At 38.3% G+C, this 19,441-nt stretch carries 13 protein-coding genes and 1 pseudogene; 5 read left to right on the forward strand and 9 right to left on the reverse strand.

The window, feature by feature from the left end:
- The first annotated feature begins 198 nt into the window (after positions 1 to 198).
- The 4 genes from AC07U8_RS07990 to AC07U8_RS08005 all read left to right on the forward strand — a co-directional run bounded on the left by AC07U8_RS07990 (position 199) and on the right by AC07U8_RS08005 (position 3,910).
- The gene (locus tag AC07U8_RS07990) at positions 199 to 1,080 is read left to right on the forward strand and encodes a LysR family transcriptional regulator (protein ID WP_494737653.1); all 882 of its coding nucleotides are present in this window, start codon (positions 199 to 201) and stop codon (positions 1,078 to 1,080) included.
- A gap of 148 nt (positions 1,081 to 1,228) precedes the next feature.
- Positions 1,229 to 1,930, forward strand: a complete 702-nt coding sequence (locus AC07U8_RS07995) for a CoA transferase subunit A (protein WP_004721433.1) — start codon at positions 1,229 to 1,231, stop codon at positions 1,928 to 1,930.
- A 2-nt stretch (positions 1,931 to 1,932) separates the two neighbouring features.
- The gene (locus tag AC07U8_RS08000) at positions 1,933 to 2,580 is read left to right on the forward strand and encodes a 3-oxoacid CoA-transferase subunit B (RefSeq protein ID WP_494737654.1); all 648 of its coding nucleotides are present in this window, start codon (positions 1,933 to 1,935) and stop codon (positions 2,578 to 2,580) included.
- 151 nt (positions 2,581 to 2,731) lie between these two features.
- Positions 2,732 to 3,910, forward strand: a complete 1,179-nt coding sequence (locus AC07U8_RS08005) for a thiolase family protein (protein ID WP_096733812.1) — start codon at positions 2,732 to 2,734, stop codon at positions 3,908 to 3,910.
- A gap of 161 nt (positions 3,911 to 4,071) precedes the next feature.
- On the opposite strand, the gene AC07U8_RS08010 is transcribed toward AC07U8_RS08005, so the two are convergent.
- The 9 genes and pseudogenes from AC07U8_RS08010 to sbnA all read right to left on the reverse strand — a co-directional run bounded on the left by AC07U8_RS08010 (position 4,072) and on the right by sbnA (position 16,422).
- Positions 4,072 to 4,386, reverse strand: a complete 315-nt coding sequence (locus AC07U8_RS08010) for a BrnA antitoxin family protein (protein ID WP_494737655.1) — start codon at positions 4,384 to 4,386, stop codon at positions 4,072 to 4,074.
- Positions 4,379 to 4,653: pseudogene (locus AC07U8_RS08015) on the reverse strand (BrnT family toxin). The gene AC07U8_RS08010 and the pseudogene AC07U8_RS08015 overlap by 8 nt, the downstream one beginning before the upstream one ends.
- 126 nt (positions 4,654 to 4,779) lie before the next feature.
- Positions 4,780 to 7,008: a TonB-dependent receptor gene (locus AC07U8_RS08020; protein WP_494737656.1), complete on the reverse strand. Its 2,229-nt coding sequence runs from the start codon at positions 7,006 to 7,008 to the stop codon at positions 4,780 to 4,782.
- Between the two features lie 162 nt (positions 7,009 to 7,170).
- Positions 7,171 to 7,944 carry an HpcH/HpaI aldolase family protein gene (locus AC07U8_RS08025; RefSeq protein ID WP_419261767.1) on the reverse strand — a complete coding sequence of 258 codons (774 nt, stop codon included), beginning with the start codon at positions 7,942 to 7,944 and terminating at the stop codon, positions 7,171 to 7,173.
- Positions 7,937 to 11,464, reverse strand: coding sequence for an IucA/IucC family protein (locus tag AC07U8_RS08030; protein ID WP_494737657.1), 3,528 nt, complete (start codon positions 11,462 to 11,464; stop codon positions 7,937 to 7,939). The genes AC07U8_RS08025 and AC07U8_RS08030 overlap by 8 nt, the downstream gene beginning before the upstream one ends.
- Positions 11,461 to 12,666, reverse strand: a complete 1,206-nt coding sequence (locus AC07U8_RS08035) for an MFS transporter (RefSeq protein ID WP_239045927.1) — start codon at positions 12,664 to 12,666, stop codon at positions 11,461 to 11,463. Before AC07U8_RS08035 ends, AC07U8_RS08030 begins: the two co-directional genes overlap by 4 nt.
- Before the next feature lie 3 nt (positions 12,667 to 12,669).
- A complete protein-coding gene (locus AC07U8_RS08040; RefSeq protein ID WP_494737658.1) occupies positions 12,670 to 14,364 on the reverse strand; it encodes an IucA/IucC family protein in 1,695 nt (564 codons plus the stop codon).
- 17 nt (positions 14,365 to 14,381) lie between these two features.
- Positions 14,382 to 15,395 (reverse strand): 2,3-diaminopropionate biosynthesis protein SbnB, encoded by a 1,014-nt coding sequence (sbnB, locus tag AC07U8_RS08045; protein WP_419261771.1) that lies wholly within the window; start codon positions 15,393 to 15,395, stop codon positions 14,382 to 14,384.
- A gap of 22 nt (positions 15,396 to 15,417) precedes the next feature.
- Positions 15,418 to 16,422 (reverse strand): 2,3-diaminopropionate biosynthesis protein SbnA, encoded by a 1,005-nt coding sequence (gene sbnA / locus AC07U8_RS08050; protein ID WP_004820582.1) that lies wholly within the window; start codon positions 16,420 to 16,422, stop codon positions 15,418 to 15,420.
- A 486-nt stretch (positions 16,423 to 16,908) separates the two neighbouring features.
- On the opposite strand from sbnA, the gene AC07U8_RS08055 reads away from it, so the two are divergent.
- Positions 16,909 to 19,110, forward strand: coding sequence for a TonB-dependent receptor (locus tag AC07U8_RS08055; protein WP_494737659.1), 2,202 nt, complete (start codon positions 16,909 to 16,911; stop codon positions 19,108 to 19,110).
- Positions 19,111 to 19,441 lie beyond the last annotated feature (331 nt).

Genomic DNA, 19,441 nt, shown 5'->3' on the forward strand with positions numbered 1-19,441 from the left:
AAATGCATAGACATATTTTTTACAGATCACATAAATTAAAAACTTTTATTAAGACATCAATCTGAGCAAAAGCGAGATCAGCTAGCATGGATTGATATCTTATTCTATAAGCAAATCGATAGCTCAAATGACTCATTTTAGGATCAAAACTCGCTTGGTTTAGCGTATTATAGAGCTATAAATCAGTTAGGTTGCCGTATGACACTCAAACAGTTAAAAGCTTTTTTAGTTCTTGCTCGGACATTGAATTATGCCAATGCTGCCAATGAACTTTGCCTAAGTCAATCTGCTTTAAGCTTAAGTATCAAAAGTTTAGAGGATGAGTTGGGTGGCAAGCTGTTTAAGCGCAATACCCGCCGTGTGGATCTTACTGCTGAGGGAAATTCGTTGATTCCATTTGCTAAAAAACTTTTGGCAAATTGGGAAGACATGGAAAGAGATGTCAAACAGCGTTTTAAATTACATCGTGGCACATTGAATATTGCCTCGATGCCTTTCGCAACACATGCTGTTTTACCTGCCGTACTGCATGAATTTAATAAGAATCATCCCAATATCAATTTTTCAATCCATGATATTCCCAATGAAAAAATTATTGAAAAAGTCCAAGAGGGCATTTTTGAAATTGGGATTTGTTTTGAACCGCAACACAATGATCAATTAATATTTAAGCCATTTTTCAATGAAGATTTTTTAGCACTACTTCCCAAGGATCATGAGTTGGCGCAGCATAAAAGTGTGACATGGCGTGAGCTGTATGCTTATCCTTTTATCACTTTACAGAAACCTTCGATCATTCGACACGTGGTGGAAGAGAAATGTTCACAAAATAATATGATCTTAGATTTAAAACTTGAGTGTCATCAGATTAGTTCATTGTCGCATTTTGTGGCTTTTGGTATGGGGGTCAGTGCGATTCCACGTCATTTTCAAAATTATATCGATAAAGAAAATAATGTCTTGGTTGAAATTGAAGAGGGCAATGTCAATCTTTCGGTTGGGATCATTTATAAAAAAGATTTTGAACTTTCTAATATTTCTTCGCAATTTATTGAAACGATATTGGCACACCAGTTTTAAAAAGAATGTTAGCCCATCATAAAGTCCACTGTTTCAGGATCAAATCAGATTAATGAGTTTTACTCATTAGACATTTGAAAGAATCAATTTCTAAAATAATTTGCTCGATGTTAATAATAATAATTCTAAAGGACATAGAGTTAAAACGATGAACAAAGTTGTCGCGAATGCACATGAAGCTTTGGCTGATGTGGTTGCAAACAACCAGACTTTTGCAGTGGGTGGTTTTGGATTATGTGGTATTCCAGAAGCATTGATTGATGCCTTAAAAGAAATTGGCGTAACGGGTCTAACTTGTATTTCTAACAATGCAGGTGTGGATGATTTTGGTCTAGGCAAGCTTTTACAAACCAAACAAATTAAAAAAATGATTTCATCCTATGTCGGTGAAAACAAAGAATTTGAACGTCAATATTTAAATGGTGAACTTGAAGTTGAGCTGACACCTCAAGGCACCTTGGCTGAAAAGTTACGTGCAGGTGGTGCAGGCATTCCAGCGTTCTTTACCCAAACAGGTGTTGGGACATTGATTGCCGAAGGCAAAGAAGTTCGCGAATTTGATGGTAAAGATTACATACTCGAACAAGCATTGGTTGCAGATATTGCTTTGGTAAAAGCCTATAAGGCAGATAAAGCTGGTAACTTAATTTTTCGTAAGACTGCACGAAACTTTAACCCTGAGTGTGCAATGGCTGGCAAATTGACCATTGTCGAAGTTGAAGAAATTGTTGAAATTGGTGAGTTAGATCCAGATTCAATTCATTTACCGGGCATTTATGTAAGTCGTATTGTTTTAAATGCGCAGCCTGAAAAACGAATTGAACAATTGACATTGAAGACGGAGATTTAATCATGGCTTGGACGCGTAATGAAATGGCTGAACGTGCAGCGCAAGAGCTTGAAGATGGCTTTTATGTCAATCTAGGCATTGGCTTACCCACCTTGGTTGCAAACTATATTCCTGACAATATCAATGTCTGGCTTCAATCTGAAAATGGCTTATTGGGGATTGATGAATTTCCAACACAAGCTACTGTCGATGCAGATTTAATTAATGCGGGTAAACAAACCGTAACTGCACGTAAGGGTGCTGCATTTTTCTCTAGTGCTGAATCTTTTGCCATGATTCGTGGTGGTAAGGTCAATATTGCCATTTTAGGATCAATGGAGGTTTCTGAAAAGGGAGATTTAGCCAACTGGATGATCCCAGGGAAAAAAGTAAAAGGCATGGGCGGTGCAATGGATTTGGTTGCTGGGGTACAAAAAGTCGTGGTGTTGATGGAACACTGTGCTAAAGATGGTAGTCCTAAAATCGTCGCTGAATGTTCATTACCGCTTACGGGTAGACTGGTCGTAAACCGTATAATTACGGATCTAGGAGTGATGGATATTACTCCTCAAGGTGTAGAGTTGATTGAATTGGCCAAAGATGTAAGCCTAGAACAGATTCAGGCGGCAACTGGGGTAGAACTGATCACCTCAAATCTCGTTGTGGCTTGATTGCGATAAAGCAAGCTTAAAATTCTAATGTAAGCAGCCAAGTTTAAATGCTAAGTCGCTTTGGCGGCTTAGACATGTTATCAATGGATATGCTATTTTCAAAAATACCCGCTTCAAAAGTATACGCATTTAAAATACAAGGTGAACTCGAATGGAAAAGATTGTCATCGTCGCTGCTGGTCGTACTGCAATGGGAAGTTTTCAAGGCAGTTTTGCAAGTTTATCTGCACCGGATTTGGGTGCAGTCGTCATTGAAAAAGTTGTTGAACAAGCTAATGTGCCTGTTGCTGATATTGATGAAGTAATTATGGGCTGTGTATTACCTGCGGGTTTAAAACAAGGTCCAGCACGTCAAGCGATGCGAAAAGCGGGTTTACCAGATCATGTTGGCGCAACCACAATCAATAAAGTCTGTGGTTCTGGGATGAAAGCTGCAATGCAAGCCAGCGATGCCATTAAAGCAGGAAGTGCCAAAATTATTGTCGTCGGTGGTATGGAGTCTATGACCAATGCACCGTATTTATTACCTAAAGCACGTTCAGGTTATCGGATGGGGCATGGTCAAGTGATTGATCATATGTTCCTTGATGGTTTGGAAGATGCGGGTACGGGGCGTGCAATGGGAAGTTTTGCACAGGAAATGGCGGATAAAAAGGGCTATAGCCGGGAGCAAATGGATGAGTTTGCAATTCGCTCACTAACACGTGCAAAAAAAGCGATTGCAGAAGGTTATTTTAAAGACGAAATCACGCCTGTTAAAGTGGCGTTACGTCAGGGTGAGATCACTGTAGATGTGGACGAAAATCCTGAAAATGCCAAGATTGATAAAATCCCAAGCTTAAAACCTGCATTTGCCAAAGACGGTACGATTACTGCTGCAAACTCTAGTTCAATCAGTGATGGTGCATCTGCATTACTGATCACATCGGCGTCAGAAGCGCAAAAGCGTGGCTTGACTGTGTTGGCTGAAATCAAAGGTTATACAACCAATTCCCAGCATCCTGAAGAGTTTACCATTGCACCTGTGGGAGCGATTGAAAAATTACTGAAAAATCTCGGTTGGTCTGTAGATGATGTTGATCTTTGGGAAATTAACGAAGCTTTTGCTATGGTCACTATGGCTGCAATTGATGCATTTAAACTTGATCCTGAAAAAGTCAATATTAATGGTGGCGCTTGTGCACTCGGGCATCCACTGGGTTCATCAGGTTCACGAATCATTGTGACCTTGATCCATGCTTTAAAACGCTTAGGTAAAACCAAAGGGATCGCAACACTTTGTATTGGTGGTGGTGAAGCAACAGCACTTGCAGTTGAATTAAGCGCGTAATTTATTGTTTATCGTAATAAATAGCTAAATAGTTTGTGATTCAAAATTAAAAAAGCCGGTCGTTTCAATACTGCCGGCTTTTTGCTGTTCTTTGTCATGTGAGTTTAGGTCGTATTTTGATTTTATTGGAATCGTTTAAAAATAAAATCTCGCTTGCATTTTCAAGGATTGTTCTTTAATTCTTGAAGCATAGCATCTCGAAGAATTTTGTTCATACGGGTCTGATAGCCATTGCCTTGAGATTTTAGCCATTGCATAACATCTGAATCAATACGGACAGTAGTCACTTGCTTGGTGGGCTTGTAAAAGGGATTTTGCACAGCATTTTTCCAAAATTTTTCATCGAGTTGAGGAATATCTGAAAAATCTATCTTGTTGTCTGGATGTTCAGCCAAAGTTTCAAGTCTTGCTTTTTGTTCATCTGACAAGGTAGGTGGATTATTCAAATCCAGTTTGTAAGTAACGGTTTTACTCATACTGTTTCCTCTCTTTTTTCTCTGCCTGATGTGCCGAAATGATACGGATATGATCAATCCCATCATGATCCTGTACAGTATGGGCAACCAGTAAAACAGCCTGCCCATATACCAAACCTATCGCTTGCCAGCGATATTCACCATTTTCAAAGCGATCTTGATGGTATAAGCATCATAGAAAACCAGTACTGCGTCTTCAAAAGTTACACCATGCTTTTTTAAGTTTATTTCTGCTTTATGCTCATCCCGTGAAAATTCAATTTCCATCACTGCATCGCTTTTTGTTGGTATAAAAATGTTAATACAAAAATGTAAAATTCAGTCAATTTCTCGACCAGAAATATAAAAAACAATAATGCCTTATAGATTTCTATAAGGCATCATCCTCAAATCTTACCATTTATGACTATAAGTCACTTTCAATGTTGCACCTGATGCGAGTAGATGGCTGGTGTTATTATTGTTACGGAGAAGTTGGCTGTATAAAGGATAGTATTTACGGTTAAACATATTTTCTAAGCCAATCGAAACAGTATCCTTTTTATTGAGGGCAAAACTACTGATTAAATCTGCAGTGGTATATGACTTCACATCATAACGACCAAAACTGTTGACACCGTTTAAGCGATAATCTTCTGAAGCAAAATATGTCGCTTGTAAACGATTTGTCCAAGTGTCTGTTGGGCTATAAGAAATGTATCCTGTTACTTTTAGTGGTGGGATACGATAACCCGTCATATCTTGTTCTTTATTGCTGTTCTGTGGGGTTTCACGACCTTTCATCCATGTAACACTTCCTCCAGTTCCCCATACTTTTGCATCATCAAGATAATCAAGAGTCGCTTCTACACCAGTCACTTTTTCTTTGGTACGCGTCAGTATCAAGCCATTGTTAAAGGATTGAACACCACCCAGATCTGACGTTGACTGAAACACCGCTAAGCTTGAGCTAAAATTATTAAAATGACCATTCCAACCGAGCTCGTAATTATCCACCTTAACCGGTTCAAGGAATGATGATGCTAAGTTAAATCCTTCTGTTGCATTACGGATCACCACCCCTACATCGGGCAATTGAAAACCTTGATTAAAAGATGCGTAAATTGAGTGCTGATCTGTTGGCTTAAAGGTGACATTGGCATTATATAACCATGCATCGGCCGTCACTTTACCACCCTTAACGGTATAAGGATTTGGTTTGCCTAATTGTGATAATGGAACAAAGCTATCTATTTTTGCATAACTGTCTTCATAACGTGTACCAACTTCAGCAGACCATTGCTCATTAAAATTATGCTTTAATTGCGCAAAACCACCGATGCTTTGGGTGGTTAATTCCGGTAAATAGATTAGTTTTCCATTTTTAACAAATTCTAAACCACCAGATTGGTCATAAATTGTAGGATCAAACGTGTCTAGAGGCATTTCGCTTTTTTCACGGCTAAAATCGCCACCCCAAACAATTGACGTATCACCTAAAAATTCTAGTGGGGTGTTTACGGTTAGGCGACTACCAAGAACATTATTGTTTTGATAAACCTGATCGACTTTTCCACCACGTGTACTGACTTTACGGGCATCAAATGGCGAGAAGCGAGTAAAAAAGTCTCGGTAATAGATTTGCGCGTCAACTTTGCTGCCAAATAAATCTTTATTGTTATAGGTTAAATTGTAGATTTGATTTTCATTTTTATTCTGGTCTTTTAATTTAAGCCCTTTGATTGCTTTCGCAGGTACGCTACCTGCAGGAAGTTTTGCTACACTTGGGTCAGAGGCATAGTCAGAATCTTGTTCAGCGTTATAGTAATTTGCTGCAAATTGTAGATATTGGTTGTCGTCAATGTGATAGCCAAGTTTACCGCCTACGCTATATGCATCCGCATCAAATAAATCACCTTGACTTGGTTCTGGTGCAACACGATCGCCTCGGGCATCGTATGGACTACCAATACGTTGATAGCCAAAATCAAATGCATAGTCAAAGTTATTTAAGCTTCCAGAAAAATATTGATGAATATCTCCACTTAAAGCATCTGTACGAAAGTTGGTCAAAGCGCTTTGTAGCCCAATCACAGTTTTTGCAGTCGGTTCACCGCCCGCCGCTTTGGTGGTGATTGAAATCGTTCCGCCAGCAGCACCACTTCCATAAATCGCATTACTGCCTCGAATGACTTCTATCCCCGTAATACTTTGAGGATCGATTGATGAAAGACCTCTTGATGTATCACGTGTCAAATTCATGGGTACGCCGTCAACCAAGATCAAGGCATTACGTCCGCGTAAAGTTTGCCCATAATCGGTAATTGTACGACTTGAATCAGATAAGCCAGGCACAACTTTGGCTAAAACAGTGGCGATATTTCCAGAAGACGCATTTTTTAGAAATTCAATTTGTTTTTCATCTAATTTGGTCACTTGTTTTGCAGAAGAGGAGAATTCATCTGAGCGTGATGCGCTGACAGTAATGGTCGGAAGCACTGCAGCTTTGTTCTCTGTATCTGTAGCTTCTGTGGGTGAAATAGCAAAAGAGGATTGCGATAAAAAGATGAACCCACCAATTGATATAAGTGGAATGATTTTTTTTACATCAGACTTCTTATTAAAAATTTTGTTGCTTTTCATCTTGCTTCCTTTTATCTCACCCTGAGATTGCTTTAAATTGACGAAAGTATAATTGAGAATGATTGTAATTCACAGTAACAAATAAACAAACAATAAAACATTTATATTCAGCTTAAATTTAATTGAGTGGAATAGCTGATACACCACTCAAGGTTTAGAGATCTATACAATTTCTTTATATGAATCAATATGAAACTGATGTGCTCGACGGGTAATACTGCGATCATCACCGAGCACAAAAAGTTTTACAGACTGGTGCTTCCACAATGCAATATCTTCAGGCTGGCGCGGAATTGCGCAGAAATATTTACCCTGTTGTTGAGTTTTGCTATATATCTCTTGGATCTTTGCTTGAACTTGCGGATGGCGCGTTTCCCAAGGAACGCCCATAGACTGAGAAAGATCTGCCGCACCTTCAAGAATAATATCGATCCCATCAATAGCTAAAATTTCATCGATATTTGCTACACCAGCTAAACTTTCAATCATTGCGACGACAACTGTTTCTTTGTGTGCGTGTTGCACAAAATCAGTTAAGCTCTGCATGCCATAGCGATTTAACCGAGTTGAATTTAAGCCCCTTTGTCCTAGGGGCATGTAGTGGCAATAATTCACAGCTTCTTGGGCTTGTTGTGCATTTTCTATACGTGGTATTACAATTCCAGTCACGCCAGCATCGAGTAAAGGTAAGATCAAGTGATTGGCGGTTAAGGGGACTCGAACCAATACATCAAGCTGTATGGTTCTAGCGGCTAAAATCATGCTTTCAACTTGGGATGTGCTAAATAAAGTATGTTCCAAGTCAATAATAATAAAGTCATAGCCAGCCAGCCCCAATTGCTCCACATGAATTGGCGAGGCAATAGAACAGAATATGCCATACAGTGACTCACCATTTTCCATGCGTTTTTTAAAGGGAACTGAAGTTTTATTCATATTCAATTTCCTTAATTAAACTCAACGGATTTGGGGTGGTTTGTACTCTTAATCGGATTTCTGGTAGGAAGCGACGACTTGCAAGTTGTTCAATATCGATGGTGTCATCTGTAAAGTTAAACAATTCATATCTTTGTGCAAATTCTGGATGCTTTTCTTTATGTTGATTGATGATCGATCTTAACATTGTCCAAAATTTGATTTCATCAAAATCATAATGCGTGTTTAGAAATATGGCCAGCTCCGCTAGATTGACAAACCAAAGTGCATCTTGGGTAAAATCTCTTAACTCATTTGCTGCGTGTGTTTCTAAAAAAGAATTCGGGTTAATTTTGGCATGTTCTTTAGGCGCGTCTTGTAACTCGGGTAATAGCTCTGGATTTCTTAACAAATGACGACTAAAGCGAATACCATCATGGAAATCTTTTAGAGCAGCTTTAACAGGTAGACCATCTTTGTGAATTAACACCATATTTTGTGCATGAGATTCCAATGCTAAGCCGTGACACCATAAAATATGCATAATTGGCAGATAGGCATTTTTTAATAACTTCTCTAACCAAAACTCGATCCCGTATTGTTTGATCCAGTGGTCTATCAGCGGTTTTTGGTCAGTATCAAGTTGCATTAGACCTGTAACTGGTGTTGCTGATTCGCCTTCATTGAGATAATGATAAATACTTTCACGCCAAATACAGGCCAGTGCGCCATATTGAACAGCTAAGGCGATCGGCTGATTGATAGAAAGTCCAGCAATTTCTCTTAAAATAACGGGTTTACGTTGTTTTTCTAAAATATGGTCTTGCTCAACGATTTTATACAGCCAGTCACTCATTTTTGCAGCATTTTGCACAGTATGTGGTGCTAAAACACGAGAGGTCGACGTGTTAACTAAATTCATCGCTAATTTTAGTGATAACGCTGAAATATCCGTGATGTTTGATAATGTTCGGATTGATTGTTGCGGTAAATAAGTAGGTCCAGCGATTTTCAATGGAATGATCAGTTGATTGCTGATTGCATCTTGATAATATAATTCAATAATTTTATCCCATTGCCAAGGATGAATGGGGCTAAGAATATAATCATTGAAATCAACTTGATGTGCTGTCAATTCCTCACGGATTGCGTGAAGGTCTTTGTCTGAAAAATGCTGTTTATACAGTTGATTTAAGTTGATCGTTTCACTCAAAACCAATTTGCATAAGCTTTTATGAGTAGCAGCCCATTGAACAGAGAATCCTTGGGATAATTCAGGTGAGTATTTTTGATTTTCCTTAAGATCAAAGCCTATTCTAGATTTAAAACTTGGATGATAGAGATGTGCATTGTTTATACGGGCTTCTTGCTCAATATATGACAGTGTTCTTAATGGTTGGTTGGGTGATAGACCCAGTGTTTGTGCATGTTTAACATAGGTAAGATTGAGCTCATCATTAAAGCTTTGCCATTTGATTGGATCTGCATCAATGATATGTTTTAAATCAGCCAATAATGCTTTTAAATTTGGATTGCTTGATGACTTTTGAACGGCATCATAACGCACTAAACTCGATGGATTTAATTTAATTCGGTTAAAACTAAAATGTTGTTTAGCGTCGCAGCTATAAAAAAGATCATCTGAAATAAAGAATTTAATTTGCCCATTTGATTTTTCGTAGTTAAAGGCATTTTCAAAGATTAATGCTTCTAATAATTGCCCGATGACACGTCTTTCCGCTTGGACTTTATAATCAATTTGTTGCGTAGCTTGAAGTGGGGTTAGTGTTTGAGCGCCTCTGTATTTATAAATCGGATTTTCAATATCAATCCAAATCGGGTTACCACCACTGTGATATAAGGTGTTCATCATATTTGCCTTAATAGGTAAAGTGAGAGAGTTAAGCAAAAGGTTGCAGTAGTGCTGTGCTTTATCTGAGAAGTTTTCATCGATCAGGGTTTGTCTGGTGGTTTGCCAAAGTTCACTTTCTTCAATAATGCTTACTCTTGATATCGCACTAATTAGATGCGCAATATGATTGATGACTAAATAATATTGCAGAAAAATCCATGCATCCTTTTGAGAAAACCAAACAGTGCTATCTTCAGAGACTGAGGAATAATCATTGAGCATCTCAGAAACCACACTAATCCCTTCCATATCACGAATAATCAGTCGAGCAGGGAAGCCTTGTTTAAATTCCATCAAACTGTTTTGCATATGGGCTTCAACACTAATCCCTTTATTTGCAAACAATTCAATCAGTGGAACCAAGGAAACTTGAATATATTGTTTCCACCAATCAGCAAGAAAGGCTTTTGAGTGACTATTTGGAAGTCCTTGGGCTTGTGCGGCCTGATCAATAAACGCCATTAAGGGGATCTGATGATGCTCATTTTCTTCGACTAAACCACCTAGCATCCGAGTATTTTCAAGCGTTTCCGTAGCTAATCCTGCGCGATATATAATGCCAAAAGAGCTTTCTAACTCAGGGATTTTGACAGTTTTGGTTGTAAGCTCTGGAAGAATAAGCATATTTTTATAGTGTTGATTGATCTGATGCTTAAGAATGATTTTACTGGCATCAATCGCTCTTTCCATTTCATCCATAGGGTTGTTACGAATAAAACTGGTAATACGCACATCAATGGAGAGTTTTAGAAAAATATTAGATTGCGGTAACCAAACGGTTCGTACTGAAGATGTAGGCCAAACGGTTTGTCCTAAAGCACCTAAATATCGGACCTCATGATTTTCTAAATAGCGTTTTAAGGAAGGATGTAGGAGTAAAAAATTTGCTTGCCACGGATGTGTAGGCAAAAGTTCATAATTTTCGAAGTCATCTTTAAGGCGCTGTCGTGCATGCTTCAAAACGTCTTCTTCAATCAGTTGATCAACATTATTATCGCTGACAAGTTTTTGGATTAAGGATGAATGCACTGCGAAGTAGTGTAACTGAAACGTCGCACCTAGCTCTGGGCTATACTTTTTCATATCCTCTTTAGAAAAGCCTAGATTGGCTTTTGAGGTCACATGAAATGGATGTCCATATAACATGCCTTGTTCAGCAGATTGAAAACTAGAGGCCAGTTTAGGCTTTATTTGATCTACGCTGTTTTCTAAAAAGAATTTGGTATTTTCGATACTGTTTGCGATTTCTGCATAGAGATTTTGATTTTGCTTTTTATCTTTAAATCGCTGATTTAACTTTAACTCATCGGTTATCATTTTAACCAACACTTTAGGATCAGTCAGACTTTTGACAGTCTTATCTTCAGTATTGAATACACAAAAAGAGCGCTGGTAACGATGATAACCTGTGCTTGAGAAATGCTGTATCGCACCATAGATGACTGAGTTAGATGCAGTAAATGGGTATGAAAAATAGGGTGAATTATTTGCGTCATGTATTGCTAAAGGTGAATCCTGTTCTGAGAGAATATGCTGTTCGAGTTGAACTTGAAGTTCACGAAAAAAAGTATTCAAGTATTGTTCAAAAAGCTTGTAAGACCATGCATCGGTGGTAATGATCGGGTTCATTCTTGTACCTCTTCTAAAATTGTATTGGTTAAAAATTTGTTTAAAGTCACGATTAATCCAGCACCAATAAAAAATAATGCAGTGCAAATTAACGCGGCAGTGATATTGAAAAATGAGTATGTAAGGGTGACCGCAATCGGTCCAAACAGTTGACCGAGAACAAAGGCACTGTTTGAAATACCAATCACTTTTCCTTGATTTCTTGCATCAGTTTTTAAAGAAATCGTATGAAAAATAGAGGGAATAAGTGCAGCGAAACAGAAACCTTGTATTAGTCTTAAGAGCAGCACTAACCAAATATTAGTGGTCCATGTCAAAGCCAGAACCGTGATTCCACAGATCAGTGTTGCACTGACAAAATTATGAAATGAATCGCCTCTTGCATCGTTGCGTTTCCCCCAATAGGTTGCAGCAAAAAATGCAGCGCCCCATGAAAGTGCGTGGATTGTTCCTGTTAAACTCGCAATAGATAAGGGTGTAGTTATATTTCGACTGATTTCACTGATATATAAGATAAAACAGGACACTAAACCGAACCCGCCAGCTTGAACAAAGGTTCCCGCACTGAGCCAAGAAAAAATTGTTCGATCAAAGGATTGCAGTGTTGATGGTTTTTTATCGGGTTCAGTGACAGATGTCTGTACAGGTTGGCTTAATAAAATGGCAGCAACTAAGATTAAAACGATGACAATATATGCTGTGGCATTGAGTAAGGTTTCAACTTTCCAATGGTCCATAAATATGCCCCCGAGTACCGGACCACATAGACAGGCCAGTGCGACACTGCTTTGGAGCTGTCCAAAGGCAAGACCCCGTTGTCGCTCGCTAGACAAGTAAGAGGTATAGGCATAAAGAATCACGGATAGACCGCAAAATCCTAATAGAATACGGGCAAAAATAAACACAAATAGATGCTGTGCTCCCGCCATTAAAAGTATAGAAATGCAGAAACCAGCCAAGGAAAGTAACAGTGCTTTTTTATGCCCAAATGTATCTGATAGATGACCAATAAGGGGGGCTGTAAATAGACTCCCTAGAGCTGGTGCTGACAGCGCTATACCTGCCCAAATGGCGGGTGTTGCCATTTGCGCCGTTAATTTTTCCATATATAGCGGCATGATCGGTATTAAGACCATCAAGCCAAAAGTCGAAAAAAATTGACACAGTAAAATAATCAAATGATCTAGGCGAGAGGAACGCATGATTTAGATATCCATGGTCTCATAGCAAGATTGGAATAAAGCATGGTAGGGATTTGACGTCATACCAATTTTACTTGGCATCCCTGTTGAATCAGCTTGTTGGGCTAATAAAGGGGTGAGTAATTGTTTGAATGGCCAATGGCTACTTTCAAAAACATATTTTTGAATACAGTTTTTCGATTGTTCAGAAAGCGCGGCAGTTTCTATAAAGTTGACAATAATCGCTTGGATCATTTCCCAGAAATCAATTTCAGTATGATCGGTATATTTCAATGTTGCTAATGCGATAGGGTATAGGTTGATTTGTATCCCGAGGGTTATAAAATAATTAAATAAATCCTCATTTTTATTAAAGATAAGATTGTTTGGTGTACTTGTATCAATTTTATAGATTGGCGGAACAAAACCACTGTTCTGAATCGCAGGGGTGCATATTCTTAAGGTGTCATGGTCACGCAGAATAAAGCATTTAAATTGATTGTCTTGGTAACATACAAGAGTGTTTTGACCATGACACTCAGGCATAACACCAAAAGACCACAGTGTGAGAAAAGTGTGAATAAAATGGGTACTCAAATCTTTAAGTAAGTTCCATTTGTCACCTGTTATACCTAAAGCTTGCCATGGATCAATATAAGGACAACTTAAAGCAGACATGCTAATTGGTGCTATATTTTTTTCTTGGCAAAAATGAGGTAAATGCCTCACTTGACAGCCGATAACACCTAAATTTTGTACCAACGGTTCTTGTTTTCCCAAGACCCACCAATGGGTTTCATTGCTTAAAAAGAGCTGATGTTTTAATGATGGTGTTTTGTCGATGACATCATTGAGAAAATCATATGCCGCATGACCGTTGGCTAAATATCGAGCAGGCATAGAGCGAATAGCACCCAAAGTTTTGGCATTGGTCGAGAGCTTTAAGTGCTGATTTGAATTTAAGTGATTGATTAAAGTTCGTAGCGAGGATGTTGGGCAACCAATTGCAGTGGCGAGGCCGAGGTCAATCCCTAGATATTTGTTTTCTTGAAATCTTAAATAGTCATGCTGTGTTTTAAGTACAGGTATTGCAAGGTATTCATTTGAGAGAGCCTGCATTTTTTCAATAATAAGATTTTTTTCCTCAGCAGGGAGAGCCAGTTCATCATGTGGAATGGATTCCATATTATTTATGACATCTGCTTTTTTAAATGCCCACCAATACACTTCAATTTCTTTTTGAGTAATGAGTGGACTGAGTTCACCTTTCGCATGTGCAAATGGATGAAATGCACGGTCAGCGACAAGCGAAAGTTGTTCACTTATTATGAGTGGCGAAGAAAAAGAAAGTGAGGATTGTAAGATTTGAGGAATTTTTTCAGCAGTAACTAAATTATCATGCCAATACGTAATGGCCTTTTGGTGGTTGATTGATGGCCACCATGAGGATTGAGTTAAATAATTGAAAACATCAGCAATCGCGATCTCAGTGGTCTGTTGACTCAACGTGTTATGAAGTAAAACTTCTGCTTTTGTGATATAGAAAGGATTTACACTATTTACTTTTAAGCAGTTGAAATGTAGTTCCAACTCACTACTCAGATGTATTACAAGATAAGGCTTTTTATAGACAATATGGTTTCTGAACTCACCATAATTTTCCATATAGAGCGCATCTATAGTTTTCTGAAGTTGTGTTGTGTAAATCCGATCTAACATGTGCATTGTTCCTATAATTATAAAAGTGGCAAAACTGTGCCAATATTTTGTTTTTGTGCAGCATTGAAAAACCATTTCGCACAAACAATATCGTCGATCGCCATACCCATTGGATTGAGTAAAATGATTTCATCATCATTTTCACGGCCATTTTTATGCCCAATAATGATGTCACCTAGTTCAGCATGTAGTTTTTCACGGCTAAATAAACCTTCTTCAACCAGCACATTGATGACTTTCTTTTCTCTATTGGATTGATCCCAGTCATCCACAATCACTTTGTCAACTTTGAGGAAAACTTCTGGTTCAATATCCATGATTGAGATATTTGAAACGAAGCAACCTTTTTTAAGCCATTCAAACGGGATATAAGGTTTGTCAGATACTGTGCAAGTGATTAATACATCTGCTTGTTCGATCGCCGACTTGGCAGTTTCATGAATTTCGATTTGAAGATTTGGATATTCGCCAATAAATAAAGCTTTAAGTTTTTCTGCAGCTTCTGGGTTTAGATCAAATAAATGTATTTTTTTAACTTGTGGGTATTGTTCTAAGACCGTTTTGATTTGCATTTGGGCAATCGGACCACAACCAATCACACTGATATCTGAGAAGTCTTTTTTAGCGAGATATTGAATTGATACACCAGTAATTGCCGCTGTTCTCATCGCACTAATTAAACTGCCTTCCATGATTGCCACGGGGTAATTTGTTTCAGCGTCATTTAAAACAATTAAGGCACTGGCACGAGGAATATTAAATTTCTTAGGATTATGTTGGCGAGAACCAATCCATTTGATCCCTGCAATAGGATCATTTCCAGCCAAATAACACGGCATGGCAATAATTCGGTCTGCAATATGGTCCGCACCTTGCCAACGTAAATAGGGTTTTAAGGGTTGTACAAACTGTTTATTTGCGTGAAGTGTGAGGCCTTCAGTAATTGCTTCGATAAACGAATTACTGTGATTTGCACCAAGATGGAGTAAATCTGATTGACTAAGGTAACGAAGGCTAGCCAAATTACTCATAAATATTTCCTAAAAAGTGGAGTTAAACAACGGATTGCAAAGTAAAATTTTCTTGATTGAGATGATTTTTATTGAAATGTCTTCTCTTGATCATTTCGAACCATTCTTCGTCATAAACTAAATCTAAATAACGATCGCCTCTATCTGCTAAAAGGGTTAAAACGCATGATCCAGAAGGGATGGTCGGGATAAGTTTTTTTATTGCTGAAATAGATGAGCCGCTAGATCCACCCGCAAAAATGCCTTCATGTTCGAGGAGTTCTCGGCAACCTAAAGCTGACTCATAATCATCAACATAGATGACATCATCTATTTCATCTGGGGAGAGTAGGGCAGGAACGGTACTTGCACCGATACCCGGAATTTCACGTGGGCCTGAGTGACCACCAAAGAGAACAGAACCGACGATATCGACTGCAATAACTTTTAAATGCGGGAATTTTTCTTTTAAGCGGCGAGATACGCCCATGATTGTTCCAGAGGTACTTGCACCAACAACCAAGTAATCAATACTGCGATCGATTTGATTTATGATTTCTTCCGCTTCACCATAATAGTGGCTTTTCCAATTGTTCGGATTTGCATATTGGTTGATCCAAACAGCATTGGGCAATTGGCGGCAAAGTCGTTGTACTGTATCTATTCTTGTTTTTAAATAACCGCCGTTTTGATCTTTTTCAGAGACCATTTCGATATTGGCTTTATAGAGCTTTAACATTTGTAAATTGGCTGAAGCAATTTTGGGGTCAATCACGGCAGTGAATTTTAGACCGTAAATTTTGCATGCCATTGCAAGTGCAATTGCTAGATTTCCCGATGAACTTTCAACAATGTGGCTATCTTTATGAATGAGGCCAGATTTAAGTCCCTCTTGTAACATATACAATGCAGGTCGATCTTTGATACTTCCACCTGGATTGAGTAACTCCATTTTTGCGACAACGGTGATGGATTGATCGGTAAACATCCTTGAGAGTCTGATTAAAGGAGTTTTACCTATGCAATCGAGAATATTGTTATGGATCATCGTTAGAATTCTCTGGTTTTATCTGTTGCAAATGATAATCATTATTGGTTTTGTTATTATTAAAATTTACGTGAAATTTGTTGTGTTTTGTAATTTTATTGAAGAGTAAACTGTGAGAGTAAGTAATGATATTGTTTTATAAGTTTTTGATAAATATAGTTTATATTTAATTATTGGCTTAAATTATAGTGAAATTTGATGACCATTTGATTAAAATTGTTAATCAATCACTAGAAAAAATTTATAAAGCAGATGGCTATCACATTTATTTTTATTAAAGAGAATTATCGCTAGAAAAATCTTAGAAACCTCAAATGAATCAGAACTGAAATTATAAAAAGGCAAAATAAATTAATAATTTATAAATTTTTGTACTGTGTTTTTCCTAGGTTGTTGGAATTGGCCATTAGAATATTATGTTTTACATCATTAATGCTAATGATTATTATTACGATTAAAATTCAGACCTACAACTGAGGAAACAGGATGCGCCTTTCCCAATTCAGCTTATGTGTTTTATCTATTGCAATCAGTAGTCAGTTATATGCACAGGATGAAACCTCGAATAATCAAACATCAGTTAGCAATGCTCAACAACAAGAATCTGTCCAGAAATTACCACAGATTGTTATTACAGCAACACGGTCAGAAAAAAGCATTGCAGATATTGCCGGGACTGTACAGAACATCAGCGGAGCAGAGGTACAAAAACAGGCTGGGGCTGGGCGAAAAGTGGCAGATGTTCTTGCTCAATTGGTTCCTTCACTGGCGCCGTCTAGTGGTACTGGAAGTAATTATGGCCAGACCATGCGAGGCAGAACGGTACTGGTGATGATTGATGGTGTATCTCAGACGGGGTCGCGTGATCCAGCTCGCCAATTGAACAGTATCAGTCCAGGTATGATTGAAAGGATTGAGGTTATTTCAGGAGCAACCAGTATTTATGGTTCTGGCGCAACGGGTGGGATTATTAATATCATTACCAAACGTGCTGACAAATCGAAACCACTGAGTTTTGAGACGAAATTAGGGATAACTTCTGCTGATAATTTCCGAGGAGACGGTCTGGCTTATGAAGCGGGTCAGAGCGTTTCTTTCAGCAATGATAAAATGGATGGTTTTCTTGGCGCGAACTATACCAGCCGAGGATCATTGTTCGATGCGAATGGGAATCGGATTGCGACTGAACCCAATCAGACCAGCCGTAATGATACAGATACGCTAGACATAAATGGGCGCCTGAATTTTAATTTGACAGATACACAAAGCTTGAGTTTTGGTGCGCAGTATTATAAGGATAAGCAAGATACTCGTTATCTACCTGATTATGGACCGAACTATACCATTGCTAAGGGGCCGCAGTCTGAACGGGCGATTAAGGGGCTGGAACTAAGTAATCAACCATTTACGGATCGTTATGCCTTTAATACTCAATATCAAAATGAGGATGTATTGGGGCAAACTGTAAATTTGGAAGCCTATTATAGAAATGAAAAAGGGCGTTTTTTCCCAGTTTATGCAGGTGGCGCTTCGGTCAATCAATCGCAATATACGGTTGATGTGGCAGGAATCCGCTCTACAGTTCAGTCTGATTTCAAACTTGCAGAACGTGATCTTAATCTGACCTATGGTCTGGATTATGACCGAGAAAAAGATACTCAGCATTATGACGTATTGTCTGTCAGCAATAACGGTATGATTTACAAGGATACAGGCGTAAAGCGAGATGCTGGTCCTGACACTGTAATTCAGAATATTGGTGCTTTTTTACAGGCAGATTATCAACTGACTGATCGCTTTAATCTACAAGCGGGAACACGTTATCAATATATCAAGGCAGATACAGATGCCTATACACCTTCTAGACAAACACAGCCTGTAGCGAGTGATTCAACAAATGCTGACAAGTTTTTGTTTAATTTAGGCGCAGTTTATAAACTCACTGATAATCAACAGTTATTTGCCAATTTCTCTCAAGGTTTTAGCTATCCAGATGTATTGCGGATGTTGCGTGATGTCTCAATTCTGACCGTTTCAACTGCGAATATAGAACCACTGACCGTCAATAGTTATGAGCTGGGTTGGCGTCTGCAAGATGATCAAAAACTTGATTTAGGAGTTACTGGCTTTTATAACACATCAGATAAAGTCATTCAGTTCAATGCTGACCGTTCAGTCAATATTGCTGATACTGATCAGCGTGTTTACGGTGCTGAAATGACTGCGGCATATCCAATTCTGGATGATTTTAAAATTGGTGGTACGCTGGCTTATACCCGTGGACAATATAAGGATGCGGCTGGTAATTGGCGTGAGTTAAATGCCTATCAGGTATCTCCAACTAAGGGAACTATTTTTGGTGAATGGAATAGTGATGATGGTTATGGATTCCGTGTACAGATGCTTGCTGTAAAAGGGACTGACAAAGCATTTGAAGACGATAAGATTGCGGCGAACAGTGATAAGGTGGTGCCAAACCGAGCTGCAAAAATCAAGGGTTATGCGATTATGGACACCCTAGTGAATTTCCCTGCGTATAAGGGGCGGGTGGATTTTGGAATTTATAACGTGTGGAATAAAGACTATCGCACGGTGTATAGCCAGCAGTCAGAAATTACCTTTTCACCTGTGTCTAGTATGCGGGCACAAGGGCGGACCTTTGGTTTGAGTTATACTTTTAATTATTAATTGATGTTAGCTAAAAGCTGGTGCTGAGTGTTTAATTTTCACTTATCACCAGTTTTTTATTATTTATATAAAACAAATTCTTAACCAAACATGAGTATCAAGTGTTGTCAAGAATTTAAAACAATAGGATGGATAAGCTATTTAGCGGATTTTTTAGCCATGTTTGTAGAGGTCTATTCTATTTGAGTTGTCGTTGCACAATTTAAAATGAATAAAAATTCAATGAGTACATGTTGTATCGCCCTAATTTTTGGTTCAAAGCTGTTTAGTTTACCCATACTGTTTAAAACACATTATGCCAATCGACCGAATCGAAATAAAGATAATCAAA

It is taken from the genome of Acinetobacter sp. GW821-FHT01E09, from assembly GCF_059422385.1.